Source organism: Nesterenkonia sedimenti (assembly GCF_012641515.1).
GTDB lineage: Bacteria > Actinomycetota > Actinomycetes > Actinomycetales > Micrococcaceae > Nesterenkonia > Nesterenkonia sedimenti.
This window is the reverse complement of record NZ_JABAHY010000007.1, coordinates 62893-78490: the sequence shown is the minus strand read 5'-3', so window position 1 is coordinate 78490 and position 15598 is coordinate 62893. Positions and strand designations below refer to the sequence as shown.

The 15598-nt window shown below is 63.3% G+C and carries 16 protein-coding genes; 3 read left to right on the top strand and 13 right to left on the bottom strand.

Features of this window, described 5'->3' with window-relative positions; genetic code table 11:
* Entirely contained in the window at positions 1–933 is a 933-nt protein-coding gene (gene ctaC, locus HGQ17_RS08895; protein ID WP_324615237.1) for an aa3-type cytochrome oxidase subunit II, read from the bottom strand.
* 330 nt (positions 934–1263) lie between these two features.
* The gene (locus HGQ17_RS08890; RefSeq protein WP_211090555.1) at positions 1264–1674 is read right to left on the bottom strand and encodes a HesB/IscA family protein; all 411 of its coding nucleotides are present in this window, start codon (positions 1672–1674) and stop codon (positions 1264–1266) included.
* Between the two features lie 111 nt (positions 1675–1785).
* Between HGQ17_RS08890 and HGQ17_RS08885 the strand changes: the two genes are divergently transcribed.
* Entirely contained in the window at positions 1786–2418 is a 633-nt protein-coding gene (locus HGQ17_RS08885) for a DUF3043 domain-containing protein (RefSeq protein ID WP_168887595.1), read from the top strand.
* 64 nt (positions 2419–2482) lie between these two features.
* On the opposite strand, the gene HGQ17_RS08880 is transcribed toward HGQ17_RS08885, so the two are convergent.
* A complete protein-coding gene (locus tag HGQ17_RS08880; RefSeq protein ID WP_211090553.1) occupies positions 2483–3574 on the bottom strand; it encodes a quinone-dependent dihydroorotate dehydrogenase in 1092 nt (363 codons plus the stop codon).
* A 59-nt stretch (positions 3575–3633) separates the two neighbouring features.
* Between HGQ17_RS08880 and HGQ17_RS08875 the strand changes: the two genes are divergently transcribed.
* Positions 3634–4656, top strand: a complete 1023-nt coding sequence (locus tag HGQ17_RS08875) for an alpha/beta hydrolase (RefSeq protein ID WP_168887593.1) — start codon at positions 3634–3636, stop codon at positions 4654–4656.
* Here the strand turns inward: HGQ17_RS08875 and HGQ17_RS08870 are convergent.
* Entirely contained in the window at positions 4653–5438 is a 786-nt protein-coding gene (locus HGQ17_RS08870; protein WP_168887592.1) for an isoprenyl transferase, read from the bottom strand. The two genes, HGQ17_RS08875 and HGQ17_RS08870, sit on opposite strands and share 4 nt — an antisense overlap.
* A gap of 131 nt (positions 5439–5569) precedes the next feature.
* On the opposite strand from HGQ17_RS08870, the gene HGQ17_RS15535 reads away from it, so the two are divergent.
* Positions 5570–5698, top strand: coding sequence for a hypothetical protein (locus HGQ17_RS15535; RefSeq protein ID WP_267873176.1), 129 nt, complete (start codon positions 5570–5572; stop codon positions 5696–5698).
* A 15-nt stretch (positions 5699–5713) separates the two neighbouring features.
* Here the strand turns inward: HGQ17_RS15535 and recO are convergent, their stop codons facing one another.
* From recO to hrcA, 9 genes are all read right to left on the bottom strand, one after another.
* A complete protein-coding gene (gene recO, locus HGQ17_RS08865) occupies positions 5714–6463 on the bottom strand; it encodes a DNA repair protein RecO (protein ID WP_168887591.1) in 750 nt (249 codons plus the stop codon).
* Positions 6464–6537: 74 nt separating this feature from the next.
* A complete protein-coding gene (gene leuA / locus HGQ17_RS08860; protein ID WP_168887590.1) occupies positions 6538–8274 on the bottom strand; it encodes a 2-isopropylmalate synthase in 1737 nt (578 codons plus the stop codon).
* Between the two features lie 290 nt (positions 8275–8564).
* Entirely contained in the window at positions 8565–9557 is a 993-nt protein-coding gene (gene era / locus HGQ17_RS08855) for a GTPase Era (RefSeq protein WP_168887589.1), read from the bottom strand.
* Positions 9544–10962, bottom strand: a complete 1419-nt coding sequence (locus HGQ17_RS08850) for a hemolysin family protein (protein ID WP_168887588.1) — start codon at positions 10960–10962, stop codon at positions 9544–9546. The genes era and HGQ17_RS08850 overlap by 14 nt, the downstream gene beginning before the upstream one ends.
* The gene (gene ybeY / locus HGQ17_RS08845; RefSeq protein WP_324615243.1) at positions 10959–11474 is read right to left on the bottom strand and encodes an rRNA maturation RNase YbeY; all 516 of its coding nucleotides are present in this window, start codon (positions 11472–11474) and stop codon (positions 10959–10961) included. Before ybeY ends, HGQ17_RS08850 begins: the two co-directional genes overlap by 4 nt.
* 2 nt (positions 11475–11476) lie before the next feature.
* Positions 11477–12496 carry a PhoH family protein gene (locus HGQ17_RS08840; RefSeq protein WP_407670769.1) on the bottom strand — a complete coding sequence of 340 codons (1020 nt, stop codon included), beginning with the start codon at positions 12494–12496 and terminating at the stop codon, positions 11477–11479.
* 80 nt (positions 12497–12576) lie between these two features.
* A complete protein-coding gene (locus HGQ17_RS08835; protein ID WP_168887587.1) occupies positions 12577–13335 on the bottom strand; it encodes a 16S rRNA (uracil(1498)-N(3))-methyltransferase in 759 nt (252 codons plus the stop codon).
* 13 nt (positions 13336–13348) lie between these two features.
* Positions 13349–14470 (bottom strand): molecular chaperone DnaJ, encoded by a 1122-nt coding sequence (gene dnaJ, locus HGQ17_RS08830; RefSeq protein ID WP_168887586.1) that lies wholly within the window; start codon positions 14468–14470, stop codon positions 13349–13351.
* 3 nt (positions 14471–14473) lie between these two features.
* Complete coding sequence (hrcA, locus tag HGQ17_RS08825; RefSeq protein WP_168887585.1) at positions 14474–15502, bottom strand: heat-inducible transcriptional repressor HrcA; 1029 nt, start codon at positions 15500–15502, stop codon at positions 14474–14476.
* Between the last annotated feature and the right edge of the window lie 96 nt (positions 15503–15598).

Below are 15598 nucleotides of genomic sequence, written 5' to 3'. Positions count from 1 at the left end.
TCAGTTATTCCCTCCGGGAAAATCCTCAGCCTCGTGCAGGTCTTCGGCGTCGTGCATGTTGACGTTCCGGTTGTACTCGTCGCCCAGGTGGCCCTCGTCCAGAGTCTCGAGGTACTCAACGAAGACATCGGGTTCGACAACCTCAACGTTGAACAGCATCTCTGAGTGGTACTCACCGCAGAGCTCGGCGCACTTACCGTCGAAGCTGCCGGTCTCCTGCGGGTTCAGGTAGATGTAGGTGGTGCGGCCGGGCACCATATCCCGCTTCTGCAGGAAGGCCGGTACCCAGAACGAGTGGATGACATCGCGAGACTTCAGCTCGAAGGTGATGTCGTGGTCCACCGGGAGGTAGATAGTCGGCAGAGTGTCGCGCACGCCCTCTTCGCCGGCCTGGTGAGCCTCGTTGGCCTCGAAGTGGGCCTGAACGGAGGTGTCGTGCACCTCGTACTCATTGCCGTTCTCATCGGTGTAGGTGTAGTTCCAGTCCCAAGCCCACTGCTTGCCGTAGACCTCGATGGTCATATCGGGGTCCTCGTTGGGCTCATCGACTGACTGCTGCACGCGGTCGGTGTAGAAGAAGAACACAGCGACCATCACCAGCGGGACCAGGGTGTACATGATCTCCAGCGGGATGTTGTAAGCCAGCTGCCGTGGGTAGCCGGTCTCACCTTTGCGCCGGCGGTAGGCAACCATGCACCAGAGCATCAGCCCCCAGGTGATGACACCTACGATCAGCGCGGCGATCCAGGAGTTCACCCACAGGTCGGTGATCTCAGCGGTGTTGCTTGTGGTGTCCCGTTCGCCGGGCAGCCAGCCGCGGCGTGCGGGGTGGTCCTCAGCACAGGCGGTGAGCACCAGCAGTGCCACGCCGCCTAGGGCCAGCGACTTCGCCGTGCGGCCGAAGTTGCCGGTCGATTTCTGCGAAGAACTCACAGACGGCCCTTCCTCTTCACTTGTGTGCGAGTGACTCGCGCACGATCACTTGGGTCTTGACTGAGTCCAGACTACTACGAGTTGTAGAGGAAGTGCTGGAGCGCACAGGCCGGTAAGCCCCCCTTAAAGCGGAAACCCGCGTCCCTGAAGCGGAACGCGGGCCCAATATGACTTCTACATTACGTAGAGAAACTGCGATAGCGGTTTCTCTCTCCCTCAGTGGAACGAATCGCCACAGGCGCAAGAGCCCGTTCGGCCGATTCCCACGCTGCGCATTGCGCACCGCGGGTCCCGACGGCCTCTCTTACACGGCGGCTAGTACTTCAGTCCTCAGTGGAACGAGTCGCCGCAGGCACAGGAGCCACCGGCGTTGGGGTTGTCGATGGTGAAGCCCTGCTTGGAGATGGAGTCCTCGAAGTCGATCTTGGCGCCGTCGAGGTACGGCACGCTCATCTTGTCGACGACGACTTCGACCCCGTCGAACTCGCGGAGAGCATCGCCGTCGAGGATGCGCTCGTCAAAGTAGAGCTGGTAGATCAGGCCACTGCAGCCACCGGGCTGCACAGCCACACGCAGTCGCAGATCGGTGCGTCCTTCCTGCTCCAGCAGGGAGCTGACCTTCTGGCTGGCGGCTTCGGAAAGGTCCACCTGGTGGGTCTTGTAGCCCTCGACCTCATTTCCGCGCGGTGCGCTCTCTTCGGTGAGGGTCGCGTCCACTGTTTCCTGGGTCGGAGTGCTCATTGTCTCCCCTTACTCAACTCGGCTGGGAACTAATAGTTGTCTTGCACGGTATCAACGACGGGGGCCTCGGCAACATTCCCCTGTTACAGACAGCACAAGTACACTGGTTTGGTGCTTGGTTTCAAGAAGAAGACGCAGAATGAGATTCCGGAGGCGGATACTGCCGCCGAACCCGAGGCGGTAGACACCACTGAGGAGACTGCGGAGGAGCCCAAGAAGAAGCTCCCGCAGAAGAAGGGCGTGCCCACTCCCACCCGTAAGGAGCGCGAGGCTGCCCGCCGTCGCCCCCTGGTGCATAACAACCGCAAGGCTGCCCGCCAAGCACAGCGCAAAGCCCTGCAGGAGCAGCGGGCCAAGATGCGCCGCGCCATGGAAACCGGTGAGGAGAAGTACCTCCCGGTGCGGGACCGCGGCCCCCAGAAGCGCTACGCCCGTGACTACGTGGATGCACGAATCGGTCTGGGCGAATGGCTGCTGATCCTGATGCTGATCTTCCTGTTCGCCTCGTTCATGATGACCGATGTGGCCCGCGGAATGGTCACCTACTTCATGTTCCTACTGATGCTGGGTGTGCTCATTGAGCTGATCTGGGTTGCCCGCAGCGTGCGGAAGCGACTCGAGGCCAAATACGGCGTGGGCAATGTGGAGAAGGGCGTGCGGTTCTACTCCGCGATGCGCGCCCTGCAGATGCGCCGGCTGCGTCTGCCCAAGCCGATGGTCAATCGCGGAGAATTCCCGAGCTAATCCCGGCGGCAAGTTCGCCAATTGAATCTGAGCGGTGGGTGCCCCTCCGCCCCGACACACCGCTCTATTTCTTTGACTTCTTCTTCAGCTTGGCCAGGCCGCGGTTGATGCGGCGGACCCAGAACGGGCCTTGGTAGATGAATCCGGTGTAACCCTGGACGAGGTCGGCACCTGCCTGCAGCCGTTGGGCCACATCTTCTGCACTAACCACTCCCCCGACAGAGATGACGACGACGTCTTCGGGGAGTCGATCTCGCAGCTGCTTCAGCACCGCTGCTGAGCGCTGAGCCAGAACAGGTCCGCTGAGCCCACCTGCGCCGATAGGTTCCACCTCAGTCTCCGGGGTACGGAGCCCATGCCGGGAGATCGTGGTGTTGGTGGCGATGATTCCTTCCAGGCCCAGTTCTACAACGAGGTCCGCGACCGCATCGATATCCGCATCGGCCAGATCGGGTGCAATCTTGACCAACAGAGGCACCTGCCGGCCGGCCGCGGCGGCTGACTCCTCACGCACTGCCCGCAGCAGTGGCCGCAGGGAGTCGATCTCCTGCAGCTGCCGCAGACCCGGGGTATTGGGGCTGGAGACGTTGACCACGAGGTAATCGGCCAAGGGTGCAAGGATCTTCGTGGAGCTGAGGTAGTCCTCCACTGCCCCCTCTAGGGGCACCACTTTGGTCTTGCCGAGGTTCACTCCGATAACCGGTGTATGCCGGCCGCGGCTGCGCAGTCGTTCGGCCCGCTGCCGTGTTTTCTCCAGCCGACGCCGGACGGCTGCTGCGCCGTCGTTGTTGAATCCCATCCGGTTGATCAGGGCTCGATCGGAAGGCAGGCGGAAGAGCCGGGGCTTCTCATTGCCGGGCTGTGCCTGAGCGGTCACAGTGCCGATCTCAATATGGCCGAAGCCGAGGCTTCCCAGCGGCAGCACCGCAGTTGCACCTTTGTCGAACCCTGCGGCCAGACCGAAGGGTGAGGGAAATTCCAGTCCCAGGGCCTGGGTCTTCAGTTCGGGTGCAGGCCGGGTGAGTTTTTCGAGGATTCCGCCGAACCCAATCCGGTGGGCGGTACGCAGACCTGTGACCACCAGGTGGTGCGCCTGTTCGGGCTCCATCCGGGTGAAGACTGTTTTGAAGAGCAGGGAGTACAGAGGCGCGGACATGGTCTCGATCCTATCGACCATCCAGGATCCGTACAGCCGGCCCCTCCTAGAATCGGTTTATGGCCACTTCCTCCTCATCAGCTCAGGTTGCCCAGGATGCTGCTGCTCTGCTGACTGACTCCGAGCCGGATACCTGGGTGGAAGATTACCTCACCGGCTGTTCCCGGATGACTCTGCCGCTCGGCGAGGATTTCGAGGGCACGGTCTCGGCCACTCTGGTCCGCTGCGAGCGCCTCCCAGAATCTGCGGAGGCCCCGGCTCCCCCTGTACTGCAGGTCCATGGCTGGTCGGATTACTTCTTCAACCTGCCGATGGCGCATAAGTGGGTTGATCGCGGGCACCGGTTCTACGCCCTGGACCTGCGCAAATACGGACGGAGCCTACGCGATCATCAGACTCCGGGGCATATTGAGGATCTTGCCGAATACGATGCCGAACTCAATGCGGCAGTCGAGGTCATCGCCAGAGAAAACCCAGAGGCGGGCCCTCCCATTGTGGTGGGGCATTCCACCGGTGGCCTGGTCACCGCCCTCTGGGCCCAGCGGCATCCTGAATCGGCTTCCGCCCTGGTGTTGAACTCGCCCTGGTTGGAGTTACCTGGCCACTCCCCTGCTCGGGCGGCTGCTGAAGGTATTGTCACCCCGCTGACGCTGGTGAGTTCGACGGCGACGCTGAAAGTCCCCCGGTTGGAGACCTACTGGGAGTCGCTGTCGGATCAGGCCCATGGGGAGTGGGATCTGCACCCCCGCTGGAGGCCACGTAAGTCCTTCCCAATGACGATGGGCTGGTTGAAGGCCGTCTTCGCCGGCCACCGGCAGGTCTATCACGGGCTAGATATGGATACTCCGGTCCTGGTTCTGCTGTCGACCCGGACTGCATACCGTACGAACTGGTCACAGGACTGCCAGGAGAGCGACAGCGTCCTGGATGTGGAGCTGCTGGCCAGGCGTGCACCGAAGCTCAGCCGGCGGGTCACCGTGGTGCGGGTACCGGGTGCGATGCATGATATCTTTGCCTCGGCCGAACCGGTGCGGCTGGCCGCCTTCGAGGAGGCCAGCCGTTGGCTGCGGGCCTATACCTAGGAGCTGACCTTATCCACCGCTCCCCCATACCGGCGGTCCCGGCGGGCGTAGATCTCCATGGCCTCCCACAGGGTGGTGCGGTCGACGTCGGGCCATAGGGTGTCCAGGAAGACGAACTCCGCATAGGCGGACTGCCAGAGCAGGAAGTTGCTCAGTCGCTGTTCTCCTGAGGACCGCAGGAAGAGGTCGACCTCGGGGAGATCTGGCTGCTGAAGATGAGCCGCGACGGTCTTTTCGCGGATCCGCTTGGGATCCAGCTCCCCGGCTGCTGCTTTCTCTGCGATGGTGCGTACCGCATCGGTGATCTCGGCCCTGCCGCCGTAGTTCACGCACATCGTCAGGGTGGCCCGAGTGTTGTTCTTAGTCAGCTCCTCAGCAGCCTCGAGCTCTTTGATAACGGATCGCCAGAGTTTGGGACGGCGCCCATTCCAGCGGATGCGCACACCCCAGGAATGCAGAACATCGCGCTGGCGCCGCAGAACATCGCGGGAGTAGCTCATGATGAACCGGACTTCTTCCGGGGAACGTTTCCAGTTCTCGGTGCTGAACCCGTAGACACTGATGTGTTCGACGCCGGCCTCGATCGCCCCGGCCATGACCTCCATGAGGCTGTGCTCGCCTGCCCGGTGGCCCTCAGTGCGGGGCAGGCCGCGCTGGTTGGCCCACCGGCCATTGCCGTCCATCACCACTGCGACGTGGCGTGGGATTAACTGCTTGGGCAGCTCCGGCGGTTTCGCCCCTTCCGGGTGGGGCCATGGGTCCTGATAGGTGCGTTCTTTCATCGAGCCTCATTCTGCCAGGTCCCACAGCCAGCCCAGGGATGCCGTGCAATATCGGTATTCTCTTGACATGACAGCCCAGGAGGAACCCCAGGCTGAAGGGGAAAGACACAGCCGAGTCCGGGTGCACTGCTGTGAATGACTCCGATGATGAGACACATCAGCTGCGTCTCCAGCTGGCCACCGAATGCCTCTGGGCCGAGGGAGTGACTGAGGACCAGGATTTCCCGATGGAACAGTTCATCCGACCTGAGGGTCACTGAAACCCACATCTGGGTTCAATAGGCGTAGGCGCCCAGTGAGGTCAATCGGCGTTCCAGATGGTGCTGGGCGTAGTCGGTGACCACCGCTACTGCCTCATGGCGAAGGTCTGCAGTTGCCTCGGTGGTCTTCTCCCATTGGCCGTGCTGCAGGGCGTGGAGGAACTCCGCGATTCCTGCGGTGAGGTTGCGGGTCCCCGGTGGGCGGCAATCCTGGCAGACCGGACCGCCGGTGGGTGCATGGAAGCCGGTATGCGCCCCGGGTTTGCCGCAGGCCACACAGGAAGACCAGGTCACCGCCCAGCCGGCGGTGCTCATCGCCCGCAGCAGATAGGACCCCAGAACCAAGTCAGGGGCATGGACTCCGCGGGCCAGGGCCGAAAGTGCCCCATGCAGGAGGTCGAACTGTGAGCGGTCAGCGGTCTCGCCGGTATCGGTGAGCCTCTCTGCGGCCTCGGACATCGCCGATGCTGCGGTGTACTTCTCGTAATCAGCGGCGATCATCGTGCCATAGGAGCTGCGCCCCTGGGCCTGGGTAATGATGTCCAGGCTGCGGCCGTGGACCAGCTGCACATCGGCAACCATAAAGGGCTCTAGGGTGGCGCCGAACTTTGAACTGGTTCGGCGCACACCCTTGGCCACTCCCCTGATCAGACCGTGGAATGCGGTCATCAGGGTGATGATCCTATCGGCCTCCCCCAGTTTCTGGGTGCGCAGGACTATCGCAATATCGCGATAGCTGCGGGAGGCGAAGGTGGATCCGGCCATGTCACCACCTTACGAGGTTCCCCGCAATTGCGGCCCGAGGCGCGAGCGGTGCCGGCCCCGGGCTGTATCCGGGCTCAGCGTCCGGCGCGATTGACCGCGGAGATCACGGCCTTCAGGGAGGCCAGTGTGGTGTTGTGATCAATGCCCACACCCCAGAGCACTCGCTCGCCAATGGCCAGCTCCACGAAGCTGGCGGCCTTGGCGTCACCTGAGGCGCTGAGGGTGTGCTCGGTGTAGTCCAGCAGCCGCACGTCCGCCCCGTCTTCCTGCAGGAGGTTCAAAAGGGCGGAGATCGGGCCGTTGCCGGAGGCCAGCTGTTTGCGGTTCTCGCCACCGACTGTCAGTTCCACATCCATGGTGAATTCGCCCTCGGCGGTGGACTGTGTGGTTACCGTGCCCAGGCGGTAGTGGCCCCACTGTTCGGCGCCATCTTCTGCCGGGAGGTACTCATCCTGGAACATCCGCCAGATCTCTTCGGGTGTGACCTCGCCGCCGGATTCGGCGCGGCGCTGGATGACCCCGGAGAATTCGATCTGGGCCCGGCGCGGCAGGTCGATACCGTGTTCGGCCTTGAGCACATAGGCCACACCGCCCTTGCCGGACTGGGAGTTGACTCGGATGACAGCCTCGTAGCTGCGTCCGATGTCCTTGGGATCGATGGGCAGGTAGGGCACCGCCCAGGTGATCTCGTCCCGGGAGGTTCCTGCGGCCTCGGCGCGTGCGTCCATATGGGCGAAGCCTTTATTGATGGCGTCCTGGTGGGATCCGGAGAATGCGGTGAACACGAGATCGCCGCCGTAGGGGGAACGCTCAGGCACCGGCATCTGGTTGCAGTATTCGACAGTGCGTCGGATCTGGTCCATATCGCGGAAGTCGATCTGGGGGTCCACACCTTGGCTGAAGAGGTTCATCCCCAGTGTGACCAGGTCAACGTTGCCGGTGCGCTCTCCGTTGCCGAAGAGGCAGCCTTCGATCCGGTCGGCCCCAGCCTTATAGCCCAGTTCCGCGGCAGCGACTCCGGTTCCACGGTCATTATGCGGGTGCAGCGAGAGGATAATGGACTCGCGGTTGCGCAGGTTGCGGTGCATCCATTCGATGGAGTCGGCGTAGACATCCGGGGTGGCCATCTCCACGGTGGCCGGCAGGTTGACGATCACCGGTTTCTCCGGGGTGGCACCCAGTACCTCGAGGACCTCATTGGAGATTTGAGCTGCGAACTCCAGTTCGGTGCCGGTGAAGGATTCGGGGCTGTACTGGTAGACGATCTCAGTCTCAGGGGATGTGGCGGCCAGCTGCTCTTCGAATTTCTTGCACAGCCGGGCGCCGGTGGTGGCGATATCCACGATGCCGGCCTTGTCCTGTTTGAAGACCACTTCCCGCTGCAGCACAGAGGTGGAGTTGTAGAGGTGGACGATGGCCCGCGGGGCGCCTTCGAGTGCTTCGAAGGTCCGCTCGATGAGGTGTTCCCGGGACTGGGTGAGGACCTGGATGTAGACGTCGTCGGGGATTTTGTTCTGCTCAATGAGCTGCCGGACGAAGTCGAAGTCGGTCTGCGAGGCCGAGGGGAATCCGACCTCGATCTCCTTGTATCCCATGTTGACCAGGAGGTCGAACATGCGGTGTTTGCGCTCCGGGCTCATGGGGTCGATCAGCGCCTGGTTGCCGTCACGGAGATCGACTGCGCACCAGCGGGGCGCGGTGTCGATGGTCTTATTCGGCCAGGTGCGGTCGGGAAGGTGGACGGTGATCTGGTCCTGGAAAGGTGTGTAGCGCTGGTAGGGCATTCCGGAGGGCTGCTGCAGGGTACGCATGGACTGCTTCCTTTGAGGTCTCGAGGTTCTTGAGGGGAATCGGGCCGAGTTCAGCAGAAGGGGGTCTCCGCAGCGGGGATCCGGCCCGGGAAGTCCTTGCGTTTGAAGGCAGCTGTTATGCGCACGCAAGCTCTTCCCCGCTGCGGCGGAGAAGTAGCTCGTTTAGTAGCCCAAGGGGACGCATGATCTGCACATCACGAACCTAACACATGTGATCACGACGACGCCCACAGCTTTCAGACGAAGTCATAGGAGCGGATGTCGCAGCGCTGGTTACGGCCATAACCGGCTCAGAAGCCGAGGCGGTTGAGCTTCTTGGGGTCCCGCTGCCATTCCTTGGTGACCTTCACATGCAGGTCGAGGTAGACCGGAGTGCCCAGCAGTTTGGTGATCCCCGCCCGGGCCTGGCTGCCGATCTCCTTCAGCCGGGAGCCGCGGCGGCCGATGATGATTGCCTTTTGGGAGTCACGCTCCACATGGATCGTGGCATGGACATCCAGCAGCGGCTTATCCTCCGGCCGATCCTCCCGAGGGATCATCTCCTCGATGGTCACCGCAATGGAATGCGGCAGCTCGTCCCGCACATCCTCCAGTGCGGCTTCCCTGATGAGTTCAGCGACCATCACCTGTTCGGGCTCATCGGTCAGCTCCCCAGTGGGGTACAGCGGCGGTGAGGTGGGCATCATGGCGATCAGCTCATCGGCAACGACGTCGACCTGCTCCCCTGCCACGGCAGAGACCGGAATGATCGCTGCGAAACCATCGGCCTGTTTGCCCTCCCCGGCCAGGTGTTCGCGGCCCAGCTGATCGATGGCCATCAGCTGCTCAGCCAGCTCCTTCTTGGGCAGCTTATCGGTCTTAGTCACCAGAGCCACCACCGGCTTATGCGGCAGTTTGGTCAGCTGCCCGGCAATGAACTTATCCCCCGGCCCGACCTTCTCATCAGCGGGAATGCAGAAGCCCACTGCATCAACCTCGGAGAGAGTGTCGATGACCAGATCGTTAAGCCGTGAGCCCAGCAGGGTCCGTGGCCGGTGCAGTCCCGGCGTATCCACCAGCACCAGCTGAGCCCCTGGGGTGTCCTCGGTCTGGGGTCGGTGGACGATCCCCCGGATCGTATGCCGGGTGGTCTGGGGCTTGGAGCTGGTGATCGCCACCTTCTCCCCCACCAGCGCATTGGTCAGTGTGGATTTTCCGGCATTGGGCCGTCCCACGAAGGAGACGAATCCTGCCCGGTAGTCTTCGGTGTACTCCGGGAACTCCGGCAGCTCAAACTCGTTCATAGTCCTCTTCTCGGCTCGCGGGGGATTCGTCTTCAGTGCCCACACCGGCGCGGGCGCCTCGGCGTTCCTCGCCGTCTTCGGTCTCGTCTTCCCCGAGGTCAGCATCCTGCAGGGGTTCGGCGCCGGGTCCCCGCCAGGCCAGCACATGGGAGACCCGATTGCGACGGCCGGTGAGGCGGTCGGCATGCAGCACCACGCCCTCGATCTCCACCTCTGAGCCGGCAATCGGCACCCGGCCCAGCATCTTGGCCAGCAGTCCCCCGACGGTGTCGACATCCTCCTCATCGTCGAGGTCCAGGCCGAAGAGCTCACCGAAGTCGTCCACGCTCATCCGTGCCGAGACCCGGTAGCGATGGTCCTCCAGTTGTTCGACCTCGGCGTCCTCTCGGTCGTATTCGTCCACGATCTCACCGACCAGCTCCTCGATGAGGTCCTCCATGGTCACCAGGCCTGCGGTGCCGCCGTATTCATCGACGACGACGGCGACATGGGTGGATTCCCGCTGCAGCTCGGAGAGGAACTCGCCGACGGCTTTGGACTCGGGGACATAGCGGACATCGCGCTGGAGCTCACCGACCACAATCGTCGAGGGGCTGCGATCAGCGAAGGCCGCCGGGGCCCGGCCCAGCCGCATCATATGTTCCAGATAGGCGACATCTTTGAGATAGACCATCCCGGTGATGTCATCGGCAGAGCCCCTTGTCACCGGCATTCGGGAGAACCCTGAGCGCAGGAACAGGGTCATCGCCTCTTCGAGGTCGGCGTCCTCTTCGATGGTGACCATATCGGTGCGTGGGACCATCACCGAGCGCACTCGGGTATTGGAGAGATCCAGAACTGATTCGATCAGTTCCGCCTCGGAGTCCTCGATGACATCGGATTCATTGGCCCGGGCGATGTACTCCAGCAGCTCGTCGTCGTCGAAGAATCCTTGATCATCAGCGGTGCCGGGCAGGATCTTCCCGCCCAGGGCCGCCAACCAGCCCGGGATCGGCCCCAGGGAGATCCGCAGTCCGCGCACCATCCGCGCTGTAGCCGAGGCGATGGGCATATGGTGTGCCCGGCCGATCTTTCGCGGGGAAACTGCCGCTGAGAGCACTCCGACCACAGCCAAGGCCACCCCTGCGGTGAGGGCACCGAGTTCGATATCCCCGATGACGCCCACGGCAGTGATCGTGGTCAGCACCACTGCTGCGGTGGTGAGCACCCATCGCCAGATCTGCAGGGCCAGGGTATGCGGCACCGGTTGGCTCAGGATCTGGGCCACCGCACGGGAGCCGTGTTTGGCGGCGATCTCCTCGGCCTCTTTGCGGGTGAGCCGGATGAATGCGGCCTCCGCGGTGGAAAGCAGGAAGGCCAGCATCGCTGCGGCCAGGGCCGCTGTCATCAGCAGCGCAATGGTCATACCCGGTCGGCCTCCGGTGGGGCAGGTGCGGGGTCTGATTCAGTGGGCACAGGGGCTGGCCGGCCCAGGTATTCGGTCAACAACTGGGCCTGAAGGCCGAACATCTCGGCCCGTTCCTGGGGCTCATCGTGGTCGTATCCCAGCAGGTGCAGCACCCCGTGGGTGGTCAGCAGGCAGAGTTCATCGGCCAGGCTGTGCCCGGCTGCCTCGGCCTGGGCTGCGGCCACTGGCGGGCAGAGCACAATATCTCCCAGAGTCCCCTCGGTCACCGGTTCCTCGGCGGTGCCGGGGCGGAGCTGGTCCATCGGGAAGCTCATCACATCCGTGGCTCCGGGCAGGTCCATCCATTCCAGGTGCAACTGTTCCATCTCGGCCTCATCCACCAGGGTGACCACCAGTTCCACCTCCGGCTGCAGGTGCAGCTTGGCGTAGAGGAATGCGGTGAGGTCTGTCAGCTCCGCGAGGTGATCTGCGGTGACCTGGGAGCTGCCGGAGGATTCGGTCAGAGAGATGTTCACCGTTGTCGCCTCCCATTGTGCTCAGCCTGAGCGTTCTGGTGTTTCTCATAGGCATCCACAATGCGGCCCACCAGCGCATGGCGCACCACATCCTGGGAGCCGAATTCGGAGATGGAGATGTCCTCGACGTCTTTGAGGATATCCAGCACAGTCCTCAGCCCGGAGTCGGTGCCCCGCGGTAGGTCCACCTGGGTGATATCCCCGGTGACCACAATCTTGGAGTTGAAGCCCAGGCGGGTCAGGAACATCTTCATTTGCTCGGCGGTGGTGTTCTGCGCCTCGTCGAGGATGATGAACGAGTCGTTCAGGGTCCGCCCGCGCATATAGGCCAGTGGGGCCACCTCGATGGTTCCGGCTGCCATCAGCTGAGGGATGGACTCCGGTTCGATCATGTCGTACAGGGCGTCGTAGAGCGGCCGCAAATAGGGGTCGATCTTCTCGTTGAGCCCGCCGGGGAGGTAGCCGAGTTTCTCACCGGCCTCGACTGCTGGTCGGGTCAGGATGATCCGGTTGATCTCCTTGGCCTGCAGGGCTTGGACTGCTTTGGCCATGGCGAGGTAGGTCTTACCAGTACCGGCCGGTCCGATCCCGAAGATCACAGTGGACTCATCAATGGTGTCCACATAGGTCTGCTGGTTCCGGGTCTTGGGCCGGATGGTCCGTCCGCGGTGGGAGAGGATATTGGTGGCCACCATCCGGGCTGAGGCCGGGGCGTCCTGGGCGCGGACCATAGTGGCGATCTGCTCGACGACATCCGTTGTCGCGGTGGTGCCGGAGGCTGCCAGGGTCTTCAGCTGGGTGAGGATCTCAGCGATCTGGTTGACGTCCTCCCCTGCCCCGGTGACGGTGATCAGTTTCTCGCGCAGCCCGATGGAGGCCTTCGGGTAGAGGCCGGCCAGGATACGCAGGGCCAGGTCCTGGACGCCGAGGGTTCGGAACATCGTCTCGGCGTCGGCGAAGTGGACTTCGCGCTCAACAACGGTGGGGGTGGGAGTCTCGGTAATCAGATGCCTCACTGACAGTCGGTTCTGGGTGTTGCCAATTGTACTCCCCCGGCTTCAGCTTGAAATGGGGGATTTTTTGCCGATACTGGTGCCTAGTCCCAGCGGCCCAGCAGCAGTTGGACGGCTGCCAGGGCGGAGGGACCGGCTGTGGAGCTGCGCAGCACGTTCTTCCCCAGTCGCGCCACCTGGGCTCCGGCCTCGGTCAGCTGCTGGACCTCCCGGTCGCTGATCCCGCCCTCGGGTCCGACCACCAGGTGCAGTTCGGCGGCCTCTGGCACCGATTCCACGGCTTTGGCCAGGGTCGCCTCTTCCGTCTCATGGAGAACGACGACGGCGATATCCGGGTGCTCTGCCACGGCTGCGGCATACTGGCCAGTGCTGTGCAGCTGCTCCACCTCTGGGATGACTGCCCGGCGGGTCTGTTTGGCCGCTGCACGGACGGTGTTGACCCATTCGCTGTGCTTCTTGGCTTCACGTCCGGCCTTCCATCGGGCCACCGAGCGTTCGGCCTGCCAGGGAATGATCCGGTCGACTCCGAGTTCGGTGGCTGATTCCACGGCTTGGAGGTCGCGTTTGTCCTTGGCCAGGGCCTGGACTAGGACCAGATGGGGTCTCTGGGGCTTCTCCTGGTGGACCTCTTCGAGCTGGATGCTCAGCTGGTTGCCGGTGACCTCTTGGATGGTCCCGGTCGCCCGGTGCTGGGCGGTATCGGAGAGTTGGATGGGCTCACCGGCCTGCAGACGCATCACAGTGGCGGCGTGATGGCCTTCGGAGCCTTCCAGCTGCACCACTGAACCAGGCCCGGCGCCGTCGAGGGCTCCGGGGCTGAGATGGAACAGGGGTGCAGTCATCGGTGGTCTCCGGTCACAGGGATTCCCAGGCCTCGCGCAGCTTCTTGAACATGCCCTTATGTTCGGTCACTGATTCTCCGGGTTCCTCACCGCGTTCCTCGGCGAGCATGCGCAGCATCTCTTTCTGCTTCTCGCTGAGCTTGGTGGGGGTCTCGACCTTCAGATGGACCTTGAGGTCTCCTCGGCCCATTCCGCGCAGATGGGAGACGCCCTTACCGCGCAGGGTCAGGGTCTCACCGGACTGGGTGCCGGGTTTGACCTCCAGATGCTCTTCGCCGTCGAAGGTGTCCAGGGTGATGGAGGTGCCCAGGGCGGCTGCGGTCATCGGGATGGTCACCGAGGCGTGGAGGTCGTTGCCGCGCCGGGTGAAGACATCATGGGGCCGGATGTCGACCTCGATGAAGAGGTCGCCGGAGGGTCCGCCGGCGATTCCGGCCTCGCCCTCGCCTGCGAGGTGGATGCGGTTGCCGCGGTCGACACCGGCGGGAATCTTGACCTTGAGGCTCTTACGCTCACGGACCCGGCCCTGACCGTCGCATTCCTGGCAGGGGTCTTCGATGATGTTGCCGAAGCCGGCGCAGCGGGCACAGGTCTGGGTCTGGATAACAGTGCCGAGGATAGAGCGCATCGGCCGCTGGGTCTGGCCCTGGCCACCACAGTCGGGGCAGGTGGTCGGTGAGGTACCTGGCCGCATGCAGGAGCCGTCGCAGACGCTGCAGGTCACGGCAGTCTCGACCTCGACCTCTTTGGTGGTGCCGAAGACGGCGTCTTTGAGGTCGATGCGTACCCGGATCAGGGAGTCCTGTCCGCGGCGGGTTCGGGATGCGGGTCCGCCGGAGCCGCCTCCGCCGAAGAAGGTCTCGAAGATGTCGCCGAAGCCGCCGAATCCGCCCCCGCCGGCTCCGCCGAAGCCTGCACTGCGGCCGTCGGGGTCACCGGTGGTGTCGTAGTTCTGCCGCTTCTGGGGGTCAGAGAGGACCTCATAGGCTTGACCGAGCAGTTTGAACTGGTCTTCGGCGTCCTCGGCTGGATTGACATCCGGGTGGAGTTTTCGGGCCTTCTTCCGGTAGGTCTTCTTGATCTCCTCGGTCGATGCGCTGCGGTCTACACCGAGTGCCTCGTAGTAGTCAGTCAATTCTCACCCTTCAGACAGAATGCGGGACAAATAGCGTGCCATGGCGCGCACAGTCGACATAGTGGAGCCGTAGTCCATGCGGGTCGGTCCGACCACGCCGAGTTTGGCGCCGGTTCCGTGGTTCTCCACCGGTGTGTACTCGGCGGCGACCACGGCAGTCTCCTGCAGCGATTCGTGGGAGGTCTCCTGACCGATCCGGATGCTCAGCCCGCGCTGGTCCTGCTGCATCTCGTGCAGCAGCCGCAGCAGCACAACCTGTTCTTCCAGGGCCTCCAGTATGGGCCCTATGGCTGGCCCGAGGTCACCTCCCGACCTGGCGAGGTTAGCAGTCCCGGCCATCACGATGCGATCCACGCGTCCGGATTCCAGGATGGTCTGCACGGCATTGGCCACCACCGCCATGGCCGGCTGCAGGTCCGGTTCCACTGCGGTGATCAAAGTGTCCACCGGGATCGGCAATGCGGAGGACGACCGGTTGAATAGCTGTTCGCTGAGCCGTTGCCCCAGGTGGTGCAGGGACTCCTCGCTGACCGCCTCGGCCAGGGTGACCATCCGCTGTTCGACCTTCCCGGAGGAGAGGATCACGATGACCAGGGCCTTCTGGGGTGTCATCTGCACGATGTCGACATGCCGGATGCGGGCGGTGACATGTTGGGGGTGCTGGATGACCGCGACCTGGTTGGTCAGCATGGCCAGCAGCCGGACGGTCTGCTCCAGCATGGAGTCGTAGTCATCGGCGGTCTCGGCCAGGATGTCCATGGCCCGGCGTTCGGCCTTCGACAGTCGCCGGACCTCGGTGATCTTATCCACGAACAGCCGGTATCCCTGATCAGTGGGGATCCTTCCGGCGGAGGTATGTGGGGCTGCGATGAGCCCCTCCTCCTCGAGGTGGGCCATATCGTTGCGGATCGTGGCCGGGGAGACTTCGAGGTTATGCCGTTCCGCTAGGGCTTTGGAGCCTACGGGTTCCCGGGTGTGGACGTAGTCCTCCACGATGGCGCGCAGCACCTGGAGCCGCCGGGTATCGGACATAACTCCTCCCCACTGGTTAGCACTCGATAAGTTCGACTGCTAATTCTACGACTCTTTGCCCCCGGAGACGAGCTGCCACAGCGCCGATCCCCGGGA

Excerpts from the sequence above, each read along its gene's own strand:
- recO (WP_168887591.1), bottom strand. The coding sequence starts at position 6,463 with ATGGCCGGATCCACCTTCGCCTCCCGCAGCTATCGCGATATTGCGATA.
- HGQ17_RS08890 (WP_211090555.1), bottom strand. The coding sequence starts at position 1,674 with ATGAGCACTCCGACCCAGGAAACAGTGGACGCGACCCTCACCGAAGAG.
- hrcA (WP_168887585.1), bottom strand. The coding sequence starts at position 15,502 with ATGTCCGATACCCGGCGGCTCCAGGTGCTGCGCGCCATCGTGGAGGAC.
- HGQ17_RS08870 (WP_168887592.1), bottom strand. The coding sequence starts at position 5,438 with ATGAAAGAACGCACCTATCAGGACCCATGGCCCCACCCGGAAGGGGCG.
- leuA (WP_168887590.1), bottom strand. The coding sequence starts at position 8,274 with ATGCGTACCCTGCAGCAGCCCTCCGGAATGCCCTACCAGCGCTACACA.
- HGQ17_RS08850 (WP_168887588.1), bottom strand. The coding sequence starts at position 10,962 with ATGACCATTGCGCTGCTGATGACAGCGGCCCTGGCCGCAGCGATGCTG.
- era (WP_168887589.1), bottom strand. The coding sequence starts at position 9,557 with ATGAACGAGTTTGAGCTGCCGGAGTTCCCGGAGTACACCGAAGACTAC.
- HGQ17_RS08880 (WP_211090553.1), bottom strand. The coding sequence starts at position 3,574 with ATGTCCGCGCCTCTGTACTCCCTGCTCTTCAAAACAGTCTTCACCCGG.
- HGQ17_RS08875 (WP_168887593.1), top strand. The coding sequence starts at position 3,634 with ATGGCCACTTCCTCCTCATCAGCTCAGGTTGCCCAGGATGCTGCTGCT.
- HGQ17_RS08835 (WP_168887587.1), bottom strand. The coding sequence starts at position 13,335 with ATGACTGCACCCCTGTTCCATCTCAGCCCCGGAGCCCTCGACGGCGCC.